20 protein-coding genes are annotated in these 21,977 nt (G+C 37.9%); 11 read left to right on the top strand and 9 right to left on the bottom strand.

The window, feature by feature from the left end:
* Positions 1–262 precede the first annotated feature (262 nt).
* From B5D30_RS03515 to B5D30_RS03490, 6 genes are read left to right on the top strand one after another with little or no spacing between them, the layout of a single operon-like run.
* Positions 263–1,579: an alpha-L-fucosidase gene (locus B5D30_RS03515; protein ID WP_327442531.1), complete on the top strand. Its 1,317-nt coding sequence runs from the start codon at positions 263–265 to the stop codon at positions 1,577–1,579.
* A 20-nt stretch (positions 1,580–1,599) separates the two neighbouring features.
* The gene (locus tag B5D30_RS03510) at positions 1,600–1,956 is read left to right on the top strand and encodes a PTS sugar transporter subunit IIA (protein ID WP_078806661.1); all 357 of its coding nucleotides are present in this window, start codon (positions 1,600–1,602) and stop codon (positions 1,954–1,956) included.
* A gap of 20 nt (positions 1,957–1,976) precedes the next feature.
* A complete protein-coding gene (locus B5D30_RS03505) occupies positions 1,977–2,459 on the top strand; it encodes a PTS sugar transporter subunit IIB (RefSeq protein ID WP_078806660.1) in 483 nt (160 codons plus the stop codon).
* Position 2,460: 1 nt separating this feature from the next.
* Positions 2,461–3,270 carry a PTS mannose/fructose/sorbose/N-acetylgalactosamine transporter subunit IIC gene (locus B5D30_RS03500; RefSeq protein WP_078806659.1) on the top strand — a complete coding sequence of 270 codons (810 nt, stop codon included), beginning with the start codon at positions 2,461–2,463 and terminating at the stop codon, positions 3,268–3,270.
* On the top strand, positions 3,245–4,063 hold the full coding sequence (locus tag B5D30_RS03495; protein ID WP_200806706.1) for a PTS system mannose/fructose/sorbose family transporter subunit IID: 819 nt from the start codon (positions 3,245–3,247) through the stop codon (positions 4,061–4,063). Before B5D30_RS03500 ends, B5D30_RS03495 begins: the two co-directional genes overlap by 26 nt.
* Positions 4,064–4,103: 40 nt before the next feature.
* Positions 4,104–4,808 carry an SIS domain-containing protein gene (locus B5D30_RS03490; protein ID WP_078806657.1) on the top strand — a complete coding sequence of 235 codons (705 nt, stop codon included), beginning with the start codon at positions 4,104–4,106 and terminating at the stop codon, positions 4,806–4,808.
* 98 nt (positions 4,809–4,906) lie between these two features.
* On the opposite strand, the gene B5D30_RS03485 is transcribed toward B5D30_RS03490, so the two are convergent.
* The 4 genes from B5D30_RS03485 to B5D30_RS03470 form a co-directional block, all read right to left on the bottom strand.
* A complete protein-coding gene (locus tag B5D30_RS03485) occupies positions 4,907–6,106 on the bottom strand; it encodes an iron-containing alcohol dehydrogenase (RefSeq protein WP_078806656.1) in 1,200 nt (399 codons plus the stop codon).
* Between the two features lie 115 nt (positions 6,107–6,221).
* Positions 6,222–7,079: a YitT family protein gene (locus B5D30_RS03480; protein WP_078806742.1), complete on the bottom strand. Its 858-nt coding sequence runs from the start codon at positions 7,077–7,079 to the stop codon at positions 6,222–6,224.
* 137 nt (positions 7,080–7,216) lie between these two features.
* Complete coding sequence (locus tag B5D30_RS03475; RefSeq protein WP_078806655.1) at positions 7,217–9,631, bottom strand: Xaa-Pro dipeptidyl-peptidase; 2,415 nt, start codon at positions 9,629–9,631, stop codon at positions 7,217–7,219.
* Between the two features lie 81 nt (positions 9,632–9,712).
* Positions 9,713–10,945: a coiled-coil domain-containing protein gene (locus B5D30_RS03470; RefSeq protein WP_078806654.1), complete on the bottom strand. Its 1,233-nt coding sequence runs from the start codon at positions 10,943–10,945 to the stop codon at positions 9,713–9,715.
* A gap of 522 nt (positions 10,946–11,467) precedes the next feature.
* Here B5D30_RS03470 and B5D30_RS13455 point away from each other — a divergent pair.
* Positions 11,468–11,635, top strand: coding sequence for a hypothetical protein (locus tag B5D30_RS13455; protein ID WP_159443187.1), 168 nt, complete (start codon positions 11,468–11,470; stop codon positions 11,633–11,635).
* 99 nt (positions 11,636–11,734) lie between these two features.
* Here B5D30_RS13455 and mreD read toward each other — a convergent pair whose 3' ends face one another.
* Both mreD and mreC read right to left on the bottom strand, forming a co-directional pair.
* Positions 11,735–12,241 carry a rod shape-determining protein MreD gene (gene mreD / locus B5D30_RS03465; protein ID WP_078806653.1) on the bottom strand — a complete coding sequence of 169 codons (507 nt, stop codon included), beginning with the start codon at positions 12,239–12,241 and terminating at the stop codon, positions 11,735–11,737.
* Positions 12,234–13,103, bottom strand: coding sequence for a rod shape-determining protein MreC (mreC, locus tag B5D30_RS03460; RefSeq protein ID WP_078806652.1), 870 nt, complete (start codon positions 13,101–13,103; stop codon positions 12,234–12,236). Before mreC ends, mreD begins: the two co-directional genes overlap by 8 nt.
* A 359-nt stretch (positions 13,104–13,462) precedes the next feature.
* Between mreC and B5D30_RS03455 the strand changes: the two genes are divergently transcribed.
* The 4 genes from B5D30_RS03455 (at position 13,463) to B5D30_RS03440 (ending at position 17,214) form a co-directional block, all read left to right on the top strand.
* Complete coding sequence (locus tag B5D30_RS03455; protein WP_078806651.1) at positions 13,463–13,729, top strand: helix-turn-helix domain-containing protein; 267 nt, start codon at positions 13,463–13,465, stop codon at positions 13,727–13,729.
* Positions 13,730–13,736: 7 nt separating this feature from the next.
* The gene (locus B5D30_RS03450; protein ID WP_078806650.1) at positions 13,737–14,339 is read left to right on the top strand and encodes an Rgg family transcriptional regulator; all 603 of its coding nucleotides are present in this window, start codon (positions 13,737–13,739) and stop codon (positions 14,337–14,339) included.
* A 632-nt stretch (positions 14,340–14,971) separates the two neighbouring features.
* Positions 14,972–16,033, top strand: a complete 1,062-nt coding sequence (locus B5D30_RS03445; protein ID WP_078806649.1) for a ThiF family adenylyltransferase — start codon at positions 14,972–14,974, stop codon at positions 16,031–16,033.
* Complete coding sequence (locus B5D30_RS03440) at positions 16,030–17,214, top strand: MFS transporter (protein WP_078806648.1); 1,185 nt, start codon at positions 16,030–16,032, stop codon at positions 17,212–17,214. Before B5D30_RS03445 ends, B5D30_RS03440 begins: the two co-directional genes overlap by 4 nt.
* Positions 17,215–17,322: 108 nt before the next feature.
* Here the strand turns inward: B5D30_RS03440 and B5D30_RS03435 are convergent, their stop codons facing one another.
* The 3 genes from B5D30_RS03435 to acnA are packed head-to-tail and all read right to left on the bottom strand — an operon-like array spanning position 17,323 to position 21,749.
* A complete protein-coding gene (locus B5D30_RS03435; RefSeq protein WP_078806647.1) occupies positions 17,323–17,754 on the bottom strand; it encodes a helix-turn-helix domain-containing protein in 432 nt (143 codons plus the stop codon).
* Between the two features lie 23 nt (positions 17,755–17,777).
* On the bottom strand, positions 17,778–19,040 hold the full coding sequence (gene icd / locus B5D30_RS03430; protein WP_078806646.1) for an NADP-dependent isocitrate dehydrogenase: 1,263 nt from the start codon (positions 19,038–19,040) through the stop codon (positions 17,778–17,780).
* Positions 19,041–19,070: 30 nt separating this feature from the next.
* The gene (acnA, locus tag B5D30_RS03425; RefSeq protein ID WP_078806645.1) at positions 19,071–21,749 is read right to left on the bottom strand and encodes an aconitate hydratase AcnA; all 2,679 of its coding nucleotides are present in this window, start codon (positions 21,747–21,749) and stop codon (positions 19,071–19,073) included.
* Positions 21,750–21,977 lie beyond the last annotated feature (228 nt).

Below are 21,977 nucleotides of genomic sequence, written 5' to 3'. Positions count from 1 at the left end.
GTAAATGGCATGGCTCACTGCGACAAACTCCTGAACGCCCCGCTCGCTTTTCTATGTCTAGCTACGAGGGGCAGGAGTTGGTCGCTGTTCGCAATGCCACCTGAAGCTCTGCTTCAGGCAAGTAAATGGCATGGCTCACTGCGACAAACTCCTAAACGCCCCGCTCCGCTTTTCTTTGAACAAACTTTTGAACATTTGTCATCTTTCTGTTCATCTATATACAAATTTATTTGGAATCGTTATCATGAGGGTGTAAGAAAAAATTATAAAAAAGAAAACGGAGGATATTATGAGTCGTACACCTTGGTTTACGGAGAGTCGTTATGGACTTTTCATTCATTTTGGACTTTATTCTATCGCATCACGACATGAATGGGTTCAAACATTAGAAGAAATGGATACGGATTCGTACAAAAAATATTTTGAACAATTCAATCCAGATTTACTTGACGCTCGCACTTGGGCGAAAAAAGCAAAAGCGGACGGTTTCAAATATGTGATCATTACCGCCAAACATCACGAGGGCTTTTGTCTGTGGGATACAAAAACAACAAGCTACAATGTGACAAACACGCCTTACCAAAAAGATTTACTCAAGGAATTAATTGAGGCGTTTCGTGAAGAAGGGTTGAAAATCGGAATTTATTATTCACTTCTTGATTGGTATCATAAAGATTTTCTTGTGGACGGTTATCACCCTATGCGAAACAATGTTTCCTATATTGAGGAAAATAAAAAAGGGGATATGGAAAATTATCGTCAATATATGAGGAATCATATTACAGAGCTTTTGAGCAATTATGGTGAAATTAGTTATCTTTGGTTTGATTTTTCTTATCAGGAACGCTCTTGGAAAAATTTTAATGGAAAGGGGGCAAAAGATTGGGGAAGTGAGGAGTTGGAAAGATTAATTTACTCTATTCAACCAAACATTTTACTCAATGACCGTCTTGATTTGAATCGTGGGGTAACGACACCTGAACAATTCGCACGTAGTACAGGTATGGATAAAGATTGGGAAACGGTGCAGACATTGAACAATTCTTGGGGGTATGACCGAGACAATCTTGATTTCAAATCGAGCGAAATGGTTGCAAAACAGCTTGTTGATACTGTTTCAAAAGGTGGAAATTTCACAATGAATATTGGTCCAAATCCTCGTGGCGAGTGGGACAATCGAAGTGATGAAATTTTATCTAACGTTGGAGAATGGCTGAGAAAGCATGGCGAAAGTATTTACGGAGCAAGTGAAAGTGAATTTCCACCACCTGTGGATTGTCGCTACACAAAAAAAGGCGATAAGCTCTATCTGCATTTATTTAGTTATCCTTATCGCTCACTTTTACTTTCAGATCTTGGCGGTAAAGTAAAATTTGCCAGATTTTTACATGACGGCTCTGAAATTCGTTTTGCCAATACAAAAGATTTAGATCCTGTCCGAAAGACAGAGGAAAACCTCTATCACGAGGTAACGGTGTTGCATATCGGCGAGGCACTTGATCCAACAATGCTCTTACTTCATTTGCCAATCCAAATGCCAGATGAACTTATTCCTGTGATAGAGTTAACACTTAAATAAAAAAGCGAGGAGGACAAGATATGATTATTTTTTGTGGGCATGGAAAATATGGCGAGGCAATGAAACATTCTCTTGAGATGATTGCAGGTGAGCAAGAAAATATCAAGAGCATTGATTTCACAATGGATATGGCAGTTGGCGATATTTTAACGCAATACAACGAGGCAATCCAAACACGCCAAAGTGATGAGGAAGTTCTTATTCTCTGTGATATTCCCGGCGGAAGTCCTGCAAATGCAGCATTTTTAGCGAAGAAATACAATGAAAATGTTCGTGTCGCAACTGGACTTTGCTTGGCAATGGCACTTTCCATTGCAATGGGCGAATCATTTGAAAATGCGTTGACAAACGCAAAAGAAGCTATTCAAGAAATCTAAAAAAATTATAGGAGGCTATTATGTTAGCAAACATTCGCATTGACGAGCGACTTATTCATGGTCAGGTAGCAACGATGTGGACAAATTATTTGAAAACAGACCGCATTATCGTTGTCGACAATGATGTCGTGAAAAACGAAATGGATAAAGACGTTTTAAAAATGGCAAAACCAAGTTCGGTAAAATTGAGTATTTTAACTGCCAGAGGAGCTGCAAAACGCATTAATGACGGGAACTATGACGACCAACGAGTGTTTCTTATCGTCAAAAAACCAAGCACTTTAGCCGAAATGGTGGAATGTGGAGCAAAACTTGAAGAGGTCAATGTTGGCAATATGTCAGCAAAACAAGGGAGCCGACAAGTCGCAAAATCTATTGGCGTAACCGAAGCGGATATTGCAGCTTTTCACTATCTAGCTGACCACGGTGTGAAATTGGTCGCTCAAATGGTGCCAAATGAGGACAAAACGAACTTTATGACTTTATTAAAGGAGGGCAATTAGTATGGACCACTTATCTACTTTACAAATGATTTTATTAATCCTTTTGGCAGCAATCGCTATTATTGACGGATTAACTACGAGTATTCTTGCCTCTATGCCAATTACTATCGCTGTGGTTGCAGGAATTATCGTAGGTGATGTGAAACTTGGTGTAACCATTGGGGCGACACTTCAATTGATGGTATTAGGTGTAGGTTCTTATGGCGGGGCATCAGTGCCAGACTTTACGACTGGGGCAATTATTGGGATTGCGTTTGCTCATTCGACTGGAAAAGGAACAGAGTTTGCCTTGGCTCTTGCCGTTCCTGTTGGGCTTTTAATGGTGCAACTTGATGTATTGGGTCGATTTACCAACACTTTTTTCCAACATCGTATTGACAAAAATATCCAAGACCTTAATACTAAAGCGATTACTCGAAATGTACTGCTCGGTATGGTTCCTTGGGGACTTTCTCGTGCGTTGCCTGTTGCCATTATGCTATTCTTCGGTCAAAAAATTGTTGATACCATTGTCAATGATTTACCAGACTGGCTAATGGGGGGATTAAAAGTAGCGGGCGGACTTCTGCCAGTTGTCGGGATTGCGATTCTTTTACGCTACTTGCCTACAAATAAGTATATCGCCTATTTAATTATCGGTTTTGTTTTCGCTTCATACCTCAAAGTGCCAATGCTTGGCGTTGCCTTTATTGGTGCTGCTCTTGCGATTATCCAATTCCAACGCAATGCGAATGCGACACCGCTTGTTGCAACAACTACTCAAACACAATCACTAGATGGAGGATATGAAGATGGAGAATACGAAGAATAATCAAGAATTGACACAAAAAGAACTTTTCCGTTATAGCTTACGCTGGATGTTGACCGCCCAAATTTGCTGGAATTATGAAAGAATGATGGCTGCTGGTTACTTGAACACCATGCTCCCTTATATGAAAAAGAAGTATAAAGATAAACCAAACGAGCTAAAAGAAATGCTCGAAATGGAAAATCAATTTTTCAACGTGACACCGCATATGGGACATTTTTTGGTGGGAATCGACCTTGCCATGCAGGAAAAAGAAGGAACAAAAGCAAAAGAAGTGGTAAGTGGTTTGAAAACTGGACTTATGGGGCCATTTTCTGGTGTAGGAGATACGATTTTCGGTGTGTTAATCCCAACGATTATCGGTTCTATCGCAGCTTACATGGGTGTGAAAGGCGATATTACAGGTGTCATTATTGCATTACTTGTTAACATCGCCATTGCCGTTGCTCGTATTTTCTTCTTGCCGATTGGCTACAAACAAGGAACAAGACTGGTCAATGACTTTAGTGATAAATTGACTGCCTTGACGGAATCTGCCACTTTGCTGGGGATTACCGTTATCGGAGCTTTAGTGCCAACAGTTATCAAAGCAAATGTGAGCCTTGTCTACAAATCTGGCGAAGTTGAAATGAAACTGCAAGAAATTTTGGACCAAATTGTGCCGTCTATTATCCCTGTTGCTCTAGTAGGACTTGTTTATTGGCTGTTAGGCAAAAAAGGAATGACTTCAACAAAAGCAATTTTACTTGTAATGGTGCTTTCAATTGTTTTGTATAACTTAAAATTCTTGGGGTAAATTGTACCCTTAAAAAAATTAACTACGAGGAGACTTAAAAATGAGTTTAGCATTTTTTGAAGAGGCAAAACGCCTGACTAAAATTTTAGAAGAAAACGAGCAAGAAAATATTACAAAGGCTGCTGAAATCGTAGCCGAAGGAATTATGAACGGTGGCATTACTCAAGCCTTTGGGAGCGGACATTCTTATGCTGCGGCAATTGAAATTAGTGGACGAGCAGGCGGATTGATTACATCAAAAGTAATCAACGACCCTGCAGGTGGAATGTACGAACAACACGAAGGTGTCGGTACAACGCTTATGCACAAAGTGATGGTAGGCGAAAACGACGTGTTCTTCCTTATTTCCAATTCTGGACGCAACCCTATGGCAATTGAAATTGCAGAAGAAGTCAAAAAACGTGGAAATAAATTAATCGTATTAACAGCACTTGATATTTCTAAAGAGTCTACTTCTCGCCATAGTAGTGGGAAACTATTGTATGAGTTTGCTGATGTTGTTTTGAACAACCACTCTGAATACGGTGATGCCGCTCTTTCAATTGACGGACTTGAGACAAAAGTTTGCGGCACATCATCGTTTGCGGCTACTCTACTTTTACAGCAAACAATGTACGAAGCTTTTCAGATTATGATTAAAAAAGGCTTTACCCCGCCAGTTTACATGAGTGCCAACATTGACGGCGGACATGAACGCAATCTGAAAATCGAAGATTTATATGCTGATAGGATTTTTCATGTTTAGCGGTACCTTTTAATTGATTATTTGGAGGGATTGTTTTTACTCCTGTAAAATAAAAACAAACCGAATGCACTCAAAACATTCGGTTTGTTTTATACTTCTTAAAACACCGTCATCTCCTCAAAACAATCAAGCAATACTTTTTCAACATCGTTTTCCGTCATTGGCACGTAAGGGTTTTGTGAGTTTAATCCGCCATGTTTTACAGCCAATTCGCTCATTTCTCTTACTTTCTCAGTCGTCGTAATACCTGTTGCTTGCAACGTCATTTCAATTTTTGTGTTATCTTTGAAATAATGATACATTGCCCTCACGCCTAATCGTGCAGCTTTTTCATCATTTTCTTCTATTATATTCCAAACATTTCTTGCCCAGTTGGCAATGCGTTCATGCGTACTGTCGTCTTTTTCGATACAAAATTTCAGCCAGCGAGGCGTAACAATTGCCAGCCCAATTCCGTGCGTAATGTCATAAAACGCTGAAAGTTCATGCTCAATCGGGTGGCACGTCCACCCCTGACCTGCACCATTACCAACAAGACCATTTAGAGCAAGCGTTGACGCCCACATCAAATTACTTCTAGCGTCATAGTCATTGGGGTTTTCAAGAGCAAGTGGTGTATTTTGAATCACCGTTTTCATCAATGCCTCGGCAACATTTGTTTGTACATCAACACCTTGCGTACGGTTAAAATATTGTTCGCACAAATGGCTCATAATATCGGCACTTCCTGCAGAAGTCTGGTAACTTGATACGGTATAAGTGTTTTCAGGGTCAAGAAAACTCGCTTTTGGAATCAATTCCCAGCCGCTTGTGCCGAATTTTTCATTCGTTTTTGTGTTGGAAATCACAGCGTTTCGGTTCATCTCTGTTCCCGTTGCTGAAAGGGTCAAAATGTCTACGAGTGGCAATGCTTTGCTCATTTTTGACTTATCAACAACAACGTCCCACGCATCTCCCTCATAGAAAACAGCTCCCGCAATCACTTTTGCAGCATCTACAACACTGCCACCGCCAACTGCCAAAATTACGTCCAAATCATGCTCACGCACTAGACGTACCCCTTCACGAACAGACTCAATTTTAGGATTTGGCTCAATTCCTGTCAATTCAACAATCGTGAAATTTTGCTCATTCAATAATTGGACGACCTTGTCATATAACCCACTTTTTTTAATGCTACCTCCGCCATAGGCAAGCAAAACTTTTTTCCCGTATTCTGCTAAAACCTCAGGCAATTCCTCCAAACGATTTTTTCCAAAACGAATATCGGTTGGCACGTACATACGAAAATTATTCATGGTAAACCTCCTATAAAAAAGAATATACTTTTGCAATTAAAAACTATATAAATAATTATACTCCTTTTGTTTGGGAGATACTACCCTTTTTTGTAATTTTCTCCGCTTGAGCATTTCACTTTCTTAATGCTCCTACATGATCCTCATGCACGTAGTGTTTCCAAAGGCTAAAGCCACGACCTAAGACTTCACTTGCTGGCATGACAATCACAAATGCCTCTGGGTCAATCGCCAAAATATTGCGTTGCAACACAGGATATTCCCCGCCGTCCACGACACACATGAGCATTTCTTTTTCCTCGTTGCCAAAGCCTCCTGTTACACGAAGTTTGGTTACACCACGTGAAATTTCGTCCATGAGGTATTGCTGTACTTCCTCAGATTTTTGAGAAATAATCATCACATTCTTGGCATTGTTCAATCCCATTGCCACAAAGTCCACCACTCTTGACACGATAAATAGAGCAATCAACGAGTACATGACCGTTTCATGATCAAAAGCAATCAAGCCCGTCAAAACAACCATTCCGTCCGTCAAAATAATCGCCGCTCCAAGTGAAATCGGGGTGAATTTCCCAATAATTTGCACTAAAACACCTGTTCCGCCAGTCGAAGAATCTCCGTAATAAACTAAGCCAATCCCAAAACCAACAATCACACCACCAAAAATTGCCCCTAAAAGCTGATTATCCGTAAACGAGCCAATTTGTTTGGTTATCGTAATAAATACTGGAAAAATCCAGCTACCGTAAAGCGTTTTGGCAAAATTTTCCTTTCCCAAAAACACCCACGATAAAATTAAAAGGGGGATATTTGAACCGTAGAGAAAATAATCTGGTTGCCAGCTACACAGTTTTTCCAATGCCACCGCCAAACCACTCATACCTCCTGCAACAATATGATTGGGCAGAAACATTGCGTTGAATCCAATCGCTGCAATCAAACTTCCTATTGTTACCAACAGAAAATCCATAACCCTTTGTTTTCCTGTTTTTTTATACACTGCACTCTCTCCTGTTTCTAGCTACGAGAGGCAGGAGCTGGGTGCTGTTATTCGTGCCACTTGAAACTCGTTTCAAGCAAATAGCACAACTCACTGCGACTAGCTCCTTAATCCCCCGTTACGCTTTTATTTTTAATGATTGGAAGGGACAAACTTGTTCTAGCAAAATCAACCGTGTAACTCACCTCTTCATTGCCTTGAAGGGTATAATCTATATCTGTCGCATAAATCACCAGAGCAAGTCGTCTTCCTTTTGGCAAACGATAAATCGTTGGTTGCATTTCGATTGCAAGCTCTACATATTCATCTGCCACTAATTCATCATTTTTCCATGCGTTTTTGCGATTTTGCAAATTCATATGCCCAATCGTAATCATCTTCTCGTTCGTTTCAGCTCCTTGCTGAATTTCCTTGAGTATTTCTTCACGAAAACCATATCCTCGGTCAATTTTCCCACTTAACACACTTGGTGTTTCCTGCAAACGTTTCGCCCGTCCTACATCAACAAGACGAACGCTGATAAGTCCGATATTCTTTGAAGATTTAACACGCAATTTTACCACAGGTGTACCACTTAATAGCAATTCCTCGTTTAATTCCTTCGTTTGCAAATACAAGCGACTCTCCGCTAAATCTTGCGTATTTTCCTTGATGATTTCACGGCTAAATGAATTTCTCGAACGCACAAATTTCTTTTTCTTCTCCTCAGAAATTCCGTCATGAAAACTTTTTTCCTCGTTTGAACTAGTTTCACCCAAAATCGTTTGATTTGGATAAACTCTCGTCTCTTTTTCACTCGTCCAATCAGAAAATGTGTGCCACACTTCAGCTTGCGTATTTTCTTGCCAAATTACATTTGGTAATTGTTCGTTTGCTTGGTTTTTCACACCATACAATTTTTCTGAAAAAAGTGCATTCATCATATCAGAAAAATCAAGTGAACGATTGTTATTAATGTAAATATGCTCTCCTTGATGAAGAATAATCCTTGATTTCACCGAAGAATTTTCCTTTAATGCACACCAAAGTTGCCACGCATGACGAGGTTTTACATTCCAATCGTTCAAACCATGCACAATGACCACATCACATTGGATATTTTTAACATTGGGCAAGTAATTTCGCTCATCCCAAAACGTGTTGTAATTGCCAAATTTTCTATCTTGCAACTCTTTCATTTCTGCTTGTTTCCGGTCAAATTGTGCCTTAGAATGTAAATAATCACCTGCTTGAATCATGCGTGAAAACGTCAATTCTGCAAGTACATCACAATCTTCACCTTGGAAACCTCCGGGAGCAATGACAAGTCCGTTGTCACGATAGTATTGATACCAATTACTAATTGCCGCCTCACTGATAATCAAATCAAGTCCTTTCACACCTGTTGTCGCTACCGCCGTCGCAAGCGTACCAAGATAACTTTTTCCTGTCATTGCAATATGCCCGTTACACCAATCTGCACGAATTGCCACTCTATCCTCACGGTTGGTAAATGCTACTCGATTGCCAGCCAACCACTCCACAACCGCCTGCATACTATGTGTTTGCTTAACACTCGCACAAGTCATAATCCCCTCGCTCTCCATGCCACCGATTCCTGTCGCATAAACAGCAGCAAAACCACGAGATAAGAAAAAATCATTGAGCGAATAATTCGCCTCACGTGTGAACGTCTCATCTGCCTCGCTCGTATAAGAAGAAATCTCACGTTTTTTCGGCAAAGTTTTTTCCTCTGCCACATATTGTATCTCCTCATAGCGAAGTTCATTTGGTATTTTCCGTTCAATCGAAACATTGACATCATGGAGTTTTTTGTCATTTGCCTCTGGATTGATGCCTTGGTTGTAAGGACTTGCGGTAAAAAGTGCAGGAATTTTTCCTTTTGCCCTTGGACGAACGATTTCCACTTTCACCAAATCTGCTAAACCGTCCTCGTCTGTATCTACATCTGTTTCCACATAAACGACTTCACGAATAAGGGAAGTTGTCTCAAATACGCTCATTGCTTTTCCATTGAAAAATAACGCAATTTCATGGTCAAAATCTTTGAAATATCCTTTGCTCGCAAGAAAATCTATCAACATCAACCCTGTTTTGTTGTGAGTAATCAGCAATAAATACCACGCTTCAATCAGCTCTTCTTTCGACAAATCGCCTGTTTTTTCAATTCTCGGCAAATTTATTTTCTCAAACGCTTGTGAAATTTCATTCACCTTGTAATCGACTTCCTCTAAAAAACCGAGCAATTGCAATGCAATATGATAAAAATTCTCTGTCGAAAGTGTATTACTCTCTTCAAGATATTCTAAAACGTCTTGTGTTTCATTTGCTCGCAAAGCCTTGATTTTCCTTTTTACTGCCGAGATACTTTTCACCTCAGGAAAACATTTGCTCAAAAAATAAAAAAATAGCTCACACTCGCTCAATTCCTCCCATTTCTTTGGCAAAAATTTTAAACTCTTTAACTCCGCAACTTTTGTTTCAAAGTTGTTTTCATAAATTGCAAATTGATTCATTTTCATGATATATTCTCCTCGTTTTTTGTTCTAATTCCTTCTGCAAGCAAAAAGCAACCTTTTCAGGTTGCTCTGGTATTTCAATTTTTAACCTACCGCAGTTACAACAGCTACGTGCCCGTATCCACCTGCTCCAGCTACACCCGGAGGGAATACTGCAACAGTTCCCGGTGCAGGAGTGCTTGACACCACACAACCAGCTGCTGCCGCTGATGATGCCCAATCTCCACCATTTTGCCAGTAGTCACCCACTGATGAACCAAAGTATGATTTCACATACCATGTACATTGACCCGCAACATAAGTATTGTTATTTGTACCTACTCCAGCTTTTGGATAGATAAACAACAAACCTGCCGCTGAAATCGTACGAGTATTCATTTGATAAGGTCCACCGTAGTTCATCTCACTAATCGTAATCGTCCCTGCCGCTGGCTTACTAGGAGTTGTAGGGTAAGACGGTGTCGGTGTTGGCGTTGGTACAGGATCTGGGTCTACATTGTCCCCGCCACCTTGATTTGTATTCGGTATTGGCGGATTCTCTGTATTTTCTTTTGCCATTCTTTCAGCTTCTGCTTGAAGTCTTGCTTTTTCCTCTGCCTCCGCTTTTGCTTGAGCTGCCAATTTTGCCGCTTGAGCTTTTGCCTCTTGTTGTTGACTTAACAACTTGTCACGGTCTCCCTCAGCAGTCGCACGACTCGCTTGTAAACCAAGTTGTGCCGCTTGTAATTGGGCTTGTTGAGTTTTCAAATCAGCTTCTTGCTTAACAAGTTGCTGTTGGTTTTCAAAAATAATTTTGATTTGTTTTGTATTTTCTTTTTGCTTTTCCTCAACAACTCGTTTGTCTTCTTTTTGTTGAGCAAGCAATTCGTTATTCGCTGAAACGATTTTAGAAACAGCTTGAACACGAGCGATTGCATCACTAATGCTTTCTGCATCTAAGATTACATCAAGATAGTTTGTACTAGTGCCAGAAGTTTGAACACTACGTGCTTGTTTGTCAATTGTATCACGACGTTTTACAATACGGTCGTTTAAAGAATTTACTTCTTTTGATAGTGCTTTTGACGTTTTTTCAAGTTTCGCAGATTCTTCTTTTAGTTTTTCTGACTTCGCAATTGTTGCATCAACCTGAGCTTGTACTTTATCTACCTCAGCTTGTGCTGCACTTTCTTGTGTTTTTAAATTATTAATCTCTGCTTCTTTCTGCTGAATTTGTGTATCATACTCATCAGCCGTTACAAAAGCATTTGATGATTGTGCTATCGTTGTAAGAGTAATCGTGCTTAACATTGCCACGGCAAGTAATTGTTTCTTCACGGGTAGTCCTCCATTTTCATTTCATACATATACTTGGTAAATTCTTCGCCTTTGCGACATAAACTATATTAACATAGGCATGTAACATTCAAATGCCTTTATTGTTACAGTTTTATTTCAGCGAGTTTTTCTAATATAACAAATCGCTCAAAACGTTGTTATATCAACACCTCCACATTTCCATGAAACGCGTGAAACATTTTTCTTCTCTTTCTCTTTTTCTTTAAAATTCTCCTTGCTCTTTAAGAAAACCTAAACTTTTGAAAAACATTTCCAATAAAGCTCCTGTTTTCTTGAAAGTTTTCAGAAAGAGCTTATAATGAAAATCGTATTATTACATATGGGCACCTCTAAAAACTCCGTTTAAGCCAAAATTAGATAGTTTTTCGATTTTCGAGGAAACCGACGAAAGCTATGTGGTTCATAGGTTGAGGAGGCTGACGAGGAAAATCGGAAAACTAGCAATTTTGGATAAATGTGAGTTTTTAGAGGTGCCATATCATATATAGAAAGAGGCACACTATGTTCAAACAAATCAAAGAACTTTCAAAAAAACTTACCCTTAAAATCTACGGCTCAGGACTTTTCAAAGAAGAAGTTTACGACCCAGAATATCAAGCATTATTTGAATTGAGTAAAGAAACGGGGCGAAATATTTCGGAGTTAGTGGATGATGTGGGGGAGGAGTAGTGTAAATTTAGACTCCTATATTCGATAAAAACGAAGAATAACAAATAAAAAACCACAAGAAACCAACACATTTCTCAAACGTTGATTTCTTGCGGTTTTTTAACGTATCCGAAACAGGCGTCTAAATGGTACGATTAGGACAAAAAAGAAAATAATGTTCAAAATCAAGGTTGGTCCTAAAATTTGGGCGATAAATTCAATGACACTGACTTTTGCTAAGCCAAAAAGTGCCTCTAAAAGAGCAAGTGCCGAGTGATAAACAGTAATCAAAATTATCAAACCGAATAATTCTGTAAAAATATTGGTATTTATCACTTCTCGACTTCCATATGCGTAAAAAGTCATAAGCGGTAGCATGAGCGTATTAATGCCTAAAACGCCTAGATAATAGCTATCCATCAAAATTCCAAGAATAAGCATTAAAATCACAAGATACCGTCTTGATAATTTCATGGTCGCAGGAATAAGTGCGATAAGCAAAATACTCGATATTGCCATGACTCTGTTTTGCAAAACGTTGCCAAATAAACGACTAATTTGTCCGTCTACTAATAATAGTAGGAAAAATAATACAGGTGCTACATAAGGCATGGTTTTTTTATTCATTTTCCCCCACCTCTGCTGCACGTTGGATAACCGTTACGACAGAAATGTCATACATTTGTGCGGCTGGCTTTACATATACCTCACGGTCTAATCCTGTCTTATTCGTTTCTACTTTTTCTACCGTTCCAACTAAAAGATTTGACGGTGAATTGCCACCAAGTCCACTTGTTTGCACAATATCTCCCTTTTTCAAATCTGTATTTCCCGTCACTTGTGTAATAATGAACGACTGCGTTTTTTCATCATAACTTTTCAGTAAACCAAAACCATCATTACTATTGCTACCTGCAATTTTGACTGGAAAATGGTTACTTAACTGGTTAGAGCTAGTCAATAATTCCACTTTTGAAGAATGGTCGCTCACTTGGATAATACGACCAACAAGCCCCTCTTGGCTCATAACAGCCATGTTTACCTTGAGACCATCTGCTTTTCCTTTGTCAATTACAAGCATATCTTGCCATGTATCTGGACTTCTGGTGATAACATTTGCAGTTATCTTAGAAAAACTAGACAACGTTTCATTGAGTTTTAGCTCTTTTTTCAGCTTTTCAATTTCATCTTTTAAATTTTTTGTCTGAAGAATTGCCTCATCATAATTATCCAGCTTTTTTTTCAGCTGTTCATTCTCTTGATAAGCTCCTTGCAAATCCTCAATTGAGGTGATAATATTGTGGATAAATCTACCCGGTGCGGCAATAATTTTGTCTACAATACTCATTGAATCATTCACTACTCGCTCACCTGCCGTGATTTCAACACCTTCTGCTCTACGCTGAGTTGTCAGCGTTACAAGAGCCACTACGGCAATCGCAATAATTAAGCCCACAATAATATTTTTATTCGGATTGAATTTTTTCACGTCTCATTCTCCCGTTCTAAGATGTAGTCGATTTAATTTTATCACAACTCCCACTAGAAACAAAAGAAAATTTGATAGTGTTTAAGAAAGCGTAGGGATTTTATTCAAAAGTGCCTAAAATTTATCATTCCCAGAATCCAGTAATTTTTTCAAATAGTTCAAGAATGTTCAAATAAAACATATTTTTTCCCCTTTCAGTTATTGACATATTACAAGAATATTGTAATATAAAAATTATTTAGGATAAAAAAATTCAAATATATGAGAATAAAGAAAAGCGTAGAAGTGCGTTTTGAAGTCTGTGGTGAACAGCCTCCAGACTTCAGCACTTCATAGATAGACAAAGCGAGGAGGACGAAATGGAAAATTTAGGCGAACTTTTTAGAGAACTTAGAGAAAGTAGAAACTTGTCAATGAAAAGCGTGGTAGGCACAGAGATGTCTATTGCACAACTTTCTAAATTTGAACGTGGAGAAAGTGAAATTACGTTATCGAAATTCTATTTTATTATTGAAAGGATAGGAATCACAATCGAAGAGTTTGAACTCGTAGCACAAGGGTATAAACTTAATCAGTTTTTCCAAGTATTTCAAGAACTTTCATCTTTGTATATGCAAAAAAAATGACTCAGGAATGATTCACTTACTTTTAAAAGAAGAAAAGAAAAGGAAAACTATTTACCAAGAAATGAATTGCCTAATGATAAAATCTTTATTAGGAGAAAGAGTGAAAGAATATGCTCTATCTGAAGAGGAAAAACAAAAGATTTCAACTTATCTTTTTTCGATAGAAGAGTGGGGAGTTTATCAATTACTATTATATCTAAACTCAATGGCAACATTTAATGTAGAAATGATACTCTCATTATCAAAGGACTTGTTATCTCGGACTTCATTTTATAAAGTTATTCCAAAAAATAGAAGATTAATTATTCGCATATTGCTTAATTCCATTACCGTTTTCCTTGAAAATCGTAATATGCGATATGCAAAATATTTTCGTGAAATTGTGAAAGAATTGTTGTCGAATGAGCAAGAAATTTATGAAAAAACGGTGTTTCTTTTCACTTCAGGAGCTGTTGATTTCTATTGTGGAGAACAAGAAGTTGGAAAAACTCAAATGCTAGATGCAATTAAAGTATTTGAAATCACAGGATGTTCCAATTTAGCACAAAATTATAAAAAAGATTTCGATGAAATTGTTAAGGGTACCTCTAAAAAGTCCTGCTCCTCGTAGCTAGACAAGGAAAAGCGAAGAGGAGCGTTTAGAAGTTTGTCGTAGTGAGCTATGCCATTTACTTGCCTGAAGCAGATCTTCAGGAGGCTTTGCGAACAGCGACCAAACTTCTGCTTCTCGTAGCTAGACAAGGTCAAGGAAACTGACGAAGAAAATCGGAAAACTAGCAATTTAGGATAAGTGCGAGTTTTTAGAGGTGACCTTAATGATTTTCATATATGATAATATTTTCTGCTGTTTTGCTTTTTGAGTTATACTCGAACTTGTAAAGCAAATAATTGTTTTGCATAAATGAAATTGAAAGAGGTGATTTCTCATGGCAGGACCATTACGCAATTAAGAAGAGGAGAACGGAAATTACTAAATTCGTAGATTCTAACTAATTTTAGAGATAATTAATTGCATGGAATCTTTTTTATGGATTCTATCCAACTATATTATCACTAATTTTCGTTCCATCCTTACTGTAAGAATCCAGATAACTAGGATTCAGTATTTATTTTAAGAAACCTACTGTTCTTAGGTAGGTTTCTTATTGTAAAAAAACACTCGAGACTGCACTCGGTTGAACGAGGTAATAGCTTAGTTTAAGTTTTAAGAGATTACTTCATGAGACACAGAAAGGAGATAGTATGAAATTAAAAACTAATTTAACCGCACAATTGGTTAAAACTTCTACGGATAATATCATTGGAGTAGGAACCAAACAATACTTTACAACTTCAGATGAATTTAAAAATTCCGTCGACATTTTGCAATATCTAACAAAAGAAAGAGAATATGAAGAAGTTACTGATTTTTTAAGAAAAAATAATTTATCTGAAAAAGAATTGCAAAAACTTTTAGATCATAAATTAATTACAAGCAACCAAAACATATTTCATAAAAAAGATGAAATGTCATTTAAGAATGAACTTTATCTTGAATTAGTTGTTGAAAACGCAAATATGGCAATTAATGATTTTAAAGATACTACATTTATAATTCTGGGATGTGGTGGAATAGGGAATTTTATGGCTTTCGCTCTATCGACGTTTTCACCGAAAAAGATTGTATTAATTGACGGGGAGAAAATTGAAAGAAGTAATTTAAATAGACAATTTTTATTTTCAAATAATGATATTGGTGAATTTAAAGCAACAGTTATAAAACGCGAATTAAAAAAACGAAATCCTTCACTATCTATTGACGTTCGTACTGAATGGGTGGATTCACGTATTGGAGACGAGTTAATTAGAAAGTATGGACATAATAATTGTATAGGTATTTTGTCCGCAGACTCTACTCTTGCAGTTCAAGGGATTTCAAAAAGTTTTTGCAAGAAAAATGTACCATTTATAAACATTGGTTACTTGAATGATATTTCATTGATTGGTCCATTTTATATTCCCAAAATATCATGTTGCCCATATTGTCACAATGCTTTTTCTTTGGATGAAAGTACAATAGGAGACGAAAACGATATAGAATATAAAATCAAGCAAATTAATGATATGAATTCTGCCCCATCAGTATTTAGTAATAATGCTTTATCTGCAAGTTTAGCAATGTCCGACATTGTTCAATATATAGCAGGGAATTTTCAACAAGTTAAATCAGTAAATAAAAGAATAGGTGTCAATAGTTCAACATTTGAAATGTATAGCTTATCTTCCAGTATAGATGAAACTTGTCAATATTGTGGTGAACAATGATAAAAATACTCAATCAAAAAAACGTGTTAAGCTATCTAATAACAGTTTTTTTCATCACTATGGCTTATTCTTTACCGCATGCTGTACTAACCGTTCTTTTGCTAAAAAAAGGCATCTCTATCTCTCAGATTATGGTTATTCAAGCATTTTACAGTATTGCGATTGTTTTCTCTGAGGTTCCTAGTGGAGTCATTGCAGATTTATGGTCAAGAAAAAAATTATTTATCACATCTAAGTTGCTTTTAGTGCTAATGTTTTCCATTATATTATTTAGTAATAGCTTTTATATGATGTGCTTGGCATGGATAATCTATGGAGTAGCAGCAGCGTTGGATAGCGGGACAATTGATTCTCAAATCATTTTAGAAATAAAGGCACAAAGAAAAGGAATGATTGATAAATTTATATCTATCGACAAAAATGTTACAACTTTTGCACTTATCATTGGGAGTGTAATAGGTGGTTTTTGTTATCATTTTATTGGGGAAAAGATATACATTATTGGTATAGTTTTTGTACTAATCGGCGTGTTTGTTTGTTGGAAATACTATAAAATTGATAACGAAATGAATTTTGGAAATCAGAGTAATAATAATGTTATTTCTCAATTAACGGAGAGTATCCGAGAGTTTAAAAGTAATAAATATCTTAGAAAACTTATATTTCTTAGTTTGTTTGGTCAATTATTTTTCCAATCACATTATCAGCTCTGGCAACCATTTTTATTATACAAAAAGGTCGATTCTAATTTTTTTACACTCTACTACCTAATTTTCCAAATCGTTTCGATAATATCCTACTCCATGCCTGTAAATAAATTAAACATCCTTTTTTCGCAAAAGAAAATGATGTTGTTTTCAATTGTTGCGTTCATTCCTCTTCTTTTGCTATCGAAAATTTCTTTTATGTATAACGCAGCTTATATTGTCTATATTTTTCTATTCTTTGTTTTCGAGTATTTCGTGGAATATTCTTTCAACAAAGAAGTCAGATCGACTTATATATCATCGCTCGTTTCTTTAAAATCAACGATAAGTAGAATCAGTTCAATTATTGTACTGCTCTCTATTAGTCTAGGGCTAAACTATTTTAGTGTCGAAACAATCATTATATCGTATTTTATTCTATCTTTTCTGCTAACAATGTATGTAATTACAAGTAATAGAAGTAAGCGGTCATGAAGAAAAAAATTAACACAACCAAGCCAATACCTCACACACTCTAAAAATACAAGAGTGTAAGTTGAGGTATTGGCTCATTCGTATTTAAGGGTACCTCTAAAAACTCAACTACATAACATCCCAATCTTTTGGCGGAATAATTGGTAAGTCCTCTGAAAATACAGCGTATAGAACTTTTCTAAGTTGTCTTACTTGTTTCTTAGTAAGAATATAACTTGAGAAACGTATTTCTGCACCAGATTGAAATAATTCTTGTAAATCTATTGAACGATACGGAAATATTTTTCTTTCGCCTATGTCTATACTTTCTTTTTCTCCTCCCAATTCCATAGGAACATCAAAACCCATTAACCAAGCAGGGTTAACATCTAAAACAAGAGAAATTCTATATATCTTATCTTGCTTTGCTTCGTATTTTCCTTTTACCCAGTGATTTATTTGAGACGAAGAAAAACCTGTTCTTTTAGATAATTCAGCTTGATTTAGATTTCTTTCTTTTAATGCTAAACTTAAACGTTCTGAAAAAATATTTTTTTCCATTTAGATCCCCCATTAAATGTAATTTACATATTCCCCACAACTAATTCCGCAAATTCGCTAGTTTTGACTTCTGTTGCTCCGCTCATCAAACGAGCGAAATCATAGGTAACAGTTTTTTCATTGATTGTTTTCTCAAGAGCCGTGATAATGCAATCAGCAACTTCTTGCCAGCCTAGGTGTTCAAACATCATCACACCACTTAGGATAACACTTGAAGGATTGACTTTGTTTAAACCTGCGTATTTTGGAGCCGTGCCATGTGTTGCCTCGAAAATTGCGTGTCCTGTTTCATAATTAATATTCGCACCCGGAGCAATACCAATCCCACCAACTTGGGCAGCAAGTGCATCACTTGCGTAATCGCCATTTAGATTTAGTGTCGCTACTACATCAAAACTTTTCGGACGTGTCAAAATTTGTTGAAGGAAAATGTCTGCAATAACATCTTTCACGAGAATTTTCCCGCTTGCAAGAGCCTCAGCTTGTTTCTTTTCTGCAACTTCTTCACCCTCACGAGCTTTGATTTCGTCATACTGCTGCCATGTGAATACATCTTCTGCAAATTCTTTCTCTGCAAGATTATACCCCCATTTTTTGAACGCACCCTCAGTGAATTTCATAATATTTCCTTTGTGAACAAACGTTACGCTTGGCAATTTTTTCTCTTTTGCATATTCAATTGCCGCACGGACTAAACGCTCTGTCCCCTCTTTTGAAACTGGCTTTATCCCAATCGCACTTGTTTCTGGGAAACGAATTTTACTCACACCCATTTCGTTTTGAAGAAATTCAATGAGTTTTTCTACCTCTTCTGTTCCTTGTGCGTATTCAATTCCTGCATAAATATCCTCCGTATTTTCTCGGAAAATCGTAATATCTACGTCCTCTGGACGTTTGACAGGACTTGGTACTCCGTTAAAATAACGAACAGGACGAAGACAAGTGTATAAATCAAGTTCTTGTCGAAGTGCCACATTGAGCGAACGGAATCCTTCACCAATCGGTGTCGTAAGTGGGCCTTTTATCGCAATTAAATGCTCACGAATCACCTCAAGCGTTTCTTCTGGCAACCAATCACCTGTTAAATCAAATGCTTTTTCGCCCGCATACACTTCACGCCATGCAATTTTTTTCTTGCCACCGTAGCATTTTTCTACTGCCTTATCAAATACAAAACTTGCTGCTTGCCAAATATCTGGGCCAATTCCATCGCCAATAATAAACGGAATAATTGGCTCATTCGGTGTCACGACTTTTCCATTTTCTAGCTTAATTTTTTCTGCCATTTAATTATCCTCTGTTTTTCTTTTTATTTTTTAGTGTACCACTTGTTGCACTTTTTTGCTGACAACCATTGGCAAAATACCATTTTCCTTGTAATAAATCTTATCCGCCTCAGAGTCAAACCGGACAATCGCTTGAAATTCAATCACTTCTCCGTTTGATTTTGTTGCTTTTACCGTGATTTTTTCATGGATACCAATTTCTTTCGGCAAAACAAGCTCAAATGTTTCTTCCCCTGTTAAACCAAGCGTTTCAGCATTTTCATTTGCCAAAAATTCGAGCGGTAAAATACCCATCATCACAAGATTGCTGCGGTGAATACGCTCAAAACTCTCTGCAATAACAGCTTTTACTCCGAGCAAATTCGTGCCTTTCGCCGCCCAATCTCGACTACTACCCATACCGTAGTCACGACCTGCCAAAACGATTAATCCTGTATTTTCTGCCTTGTATTTCATCGCCACATCATAAATCGGCAACACTTCGCCCGTTGGGAAATGCTTGCTCACGCCACCTTCAACTTCTGGCGTCAACAGATTCTTTATCCGGATATTCCCAAACGTACCACGCATCATCACTTCATGATTTCCACGTCTTGCTCCGTAGGAATTGAAATCTTTCGCCTCAACGTCATGCTCGGCTAAATACACACCTGCTGGACTTTTCAGTGCAATACTTCCTGCTGGAGAAATGTGGTCTGTCGTTACACTGTCGCCAAATTTCGCCAAAACACGCAAGTTTTGAAGTGGAGCATTTTCACTTGTTCCTCCGTCAAAATAAGGAGGGTTTTGAATATAAGTAGAATCTTCTTGCCAATGATACGTGGCAGATTCCGCACATTCGATTTTGTTCCACTCCTCGTTTGCAGAAAATACATCAGCGTAAAATTCTTGGAACACTTCTGGCGTGACAAATTCTTTGATATATTGCTCGATTTCTTCCGTTTTTGGTAATAAATCACTCAAGAAAATCTCTTTTCCGTCACTAGCAATGCCGACAGGTTCTCTCGTCAAGTCTTTTCTAACCGTGCCTGCAAGAGCATACGCTACTACAAGAGGTGGTGAGGCAAGGAAATTCGCTTGCACGAGCGGATGAATACGCCCCTCAAAATTACGGTTGCCACTCAACACACTTGCAGCTAGTAGATTACTCTTGGAAATTGCTTGTTCAATTTCTGGTTTTAATGGACCAGAATTTCCGATACACGTTGTGCAACCATATCCCACTACATCAAACCCTAGTTTTTCCAAATAAGGCATGAGTCCTGCTTTTTCCAAATAACCTGTTACGACTTTTGAACCGGGAGCAAGGGAAGTCTTGACAAATTTAGGAACGCTAAGCCCTAGTTCTACGGCTTTTTTCGCCAGAAGTCCTGCTGAGAGCATTAAAGACGGATTGCTTGTGTTGGTACAGCTTGTAATGGCTGCAATCGCAATGTCGCCTGTTTTCATCTCGATTGTTTCATTTTCCACGGCAAATTGTGTTGATTTTTCTAACTCAGCTGCCTCTTTTGCAAAACCACCTTTATTTGTTGGAGCAACCACTGCCTCTTCAAAGCTCGTTTTCAAATTTGAAAGCTCTACTCTATCTTGCGGACGTTTCGGTCCCGCCAAACTTGGTGAAATTTCATCAAGAGAAATACTGATGACTTTTGTATAATGTGGCACAACATCTCCGTCATAGAAAAGGTGATTTTCTTTTGCATAACTTTCCACAAGGGCAACTGTTTCGCTCGTTCGGCCACTCAAGCGTAAGTAATCAAGTGTCCTCTCGTCAATCGGGCAAAATCCACACGTTGCACCGTATTCTGGTGCCATATTGGCAATTGTCGCCCTATCCGCAATGCTTAGTTTTTCATAGCCTTCACCAAAATACTCCACAAATTTCCCGACAACATTTTCCTTACGCAATTTTTCAGTAACGGCAAGGGCTAAATCGGTTGCGTTCGCACCATTTTTTAGCACACCTTCCAATTTTACGCCAATCACTTCTGGCATTGTGAAAAATGATGCTTCACCAAGCATTCCAGCCTCCGCCTCAATTCCACCAACACCCCAGCCGAGTACACCAAGAGCATTAATCATTGTCGTATGCGAATCTGTTCCAACAAGTGTGTCACAATGCACAAAGGTTTGCTCGGAAATTTCTTTTTTCACGACCACTTGCGACAAATACTCCAAATTTACCTGATGAATAATCCCTGTCGCTGGCGGAATAATACGGAAATTATCAAATGTTCCTTCTGCCCATTTTAAAAACTCATATCGTTCTCTGTTGCGTTCAAATTCTTTTTCAGCATTTTTTTGCAGGGAATAAGCATGAGCATAATCATCTACTTGTACCGAGTGGTCAATAATCAAATCTACTGGAATCTCTGGATTAATACTTTGTGCGGCACCGCCAAGTTTTTCAACCGCCTCACGCATACTTGCCAAATCTACAACTGCTGGCACGCCTGTGAAATCTTGCAAGACAACACGACTTGGAAGAAACGGTACTTCTTGTTCGCTCCCATTTTCCCACTTGGCAATGCGTTCGATTACCTCCTCTGGAAAACTCACACTCCCTTGATGTGTCAAAGCACTTTCTAACAAAACACGGATTGCATAAGGCAAATGTTTCAACTCTACCTCATAGCGACTTGCGACATCTTTTAAAGAAAAATAAGCAAGCCTTTCATTGTTCAATGAAAAATTTTTTACATAGTTCAACTCAATTCCTCCTTTGTCTAGCAACGAGGGGCTGAAGTTTGGCAACTGTTCGCTGTGTCACTCGAAACTTGCGTTTCGATGCTAGTCTTTCAAGAATCTTTGATTCTTAGAAAGACTGTATGCGAAACGAAGTGTAGTAGCAGGTAAACGACACGACTCACTGTTGAAAACTTCAAAACGCCCCGCTCGCTTTTCTGTGTCTAGCTACGAAGTGCTTAATTTTAGTCG

Source organism: Pilibacter termitis (genome assembly GCF_900167335.1).
GTDB lineage: Bacteria > Bacillota > Bacilli > Lactobacillales > Streptococcaceae > Pilibacter > Pilibacter termitis.
The sequence above is the reverse complement of the archived record's forward strand: the minus strand, read 5'-3'. Positions and strand labels throughout refer to the sequence as shown.

Coding starts and splice junctions, on each gene's coding strand:
- B5D30_RS03510 (WP_078806661.1), top strand. CDS start 1,600: ATGATTATTTTTTGTGGGCATGGAAAATATGGCGAGGCAATGAAACAT.
- B5D30_RS03505 (WP_078806660.1), top strand. CDS start 1,977: ATGTTAGCAAACATTCGCATTGACGAGCGACTTATTCATGGTCAGGTA.
- B5D30_RS03500 (WP_078806659.1), top strand. CDS start 2,461: ATGGACCACTTATCTACTTTACAAATGATTTTATTAATCCTTTTGGCA.
- B5D30_RS03495 (WP_200806706.1), top strand. CDS start 3,245: ATGAAGATGGAGAATACGAAGAATAATCAAGAATTGACACAAAAAGAA.
- B5D30_RS03490 (WP_078806657.1), top strand. CDS start 4,104: ATGAGTTTAGCATTTTTTGAAGAGGCAAAACGCCTGACTAAAATTTTA.
- B5D30_RS03485 (WP_078806656.1), bottom strand. CDS start 6,106: ATGAATAATTTTCGTATGTACGTGCCAACCGATATTCGTTTTGGAAAA.
- B5D30_RS03480 (WP_078806742.1), bottom strand. CDS start 7,079: ATGGATTTTCTGTTGGTAACAATAGGAAGTTTGATTGCAGCGATTGGA.
- B5D30_RS03475 (WP_078806655.1), bottom strand. CDS start 9,631: ATGAAAATGAATCAATTTGCAATTTATGAAAACAACTTTGAAACAAAA.
- B5D30_RS13455 (WP_159443187.1), top strand. CDS start 11,468: ATGTTCAAACAAATCAAAGAACTTTCAAAAAAACTTACCCTTAAAATC.
- mreD (WP_078806653.1), bottom strand. CDS start 12,241: ATGAATAAAAAAACCATGCCTTATGTAGCACCTGTATTATTTTTCCTA.
- B5D30_RS03455 (WP_078806651.1), top strand. CDS start 13,463: ATGGAAAATTTAGGCGAACTTTTTAGAGAACTTAGAGAAAGTAGAAAC.
- B5D30_RS03450 (WP_078806650.1), top strand. CDS start 13,737: ATGATTCACTTACTTTTAAAAGAAGAAAAGAAAAGGAAAACTATTTAC.
- B5D30_RS03445 (WP_078806649.1), top strand. CDS start 14,972: ATGAAATTAAAAACTAATTTAACCGCACAATTGGTTAAAACTTCTACG.
- B5D30_RS03440 (WP_078806648.1), top strand. CDS start 16,030: ATGATAAAAATACTCAATCAAAAAAACGTGTTAAGCTATCTAATAACA.
- B5D30_RS03435 (WP_078806647.1), bottom strand. CDS start 17,754: ATGGAAAAAAATATTTTTTCAGAACGTTTAAGTTTAGCATTAAAAGAA.
- icd (WP_078806646.1), bottom strand. CDS start 19,040: ATGGCAGAAAAAATTAAGCTAGAAAATGGAAAAGTCGTGACACCGAAT.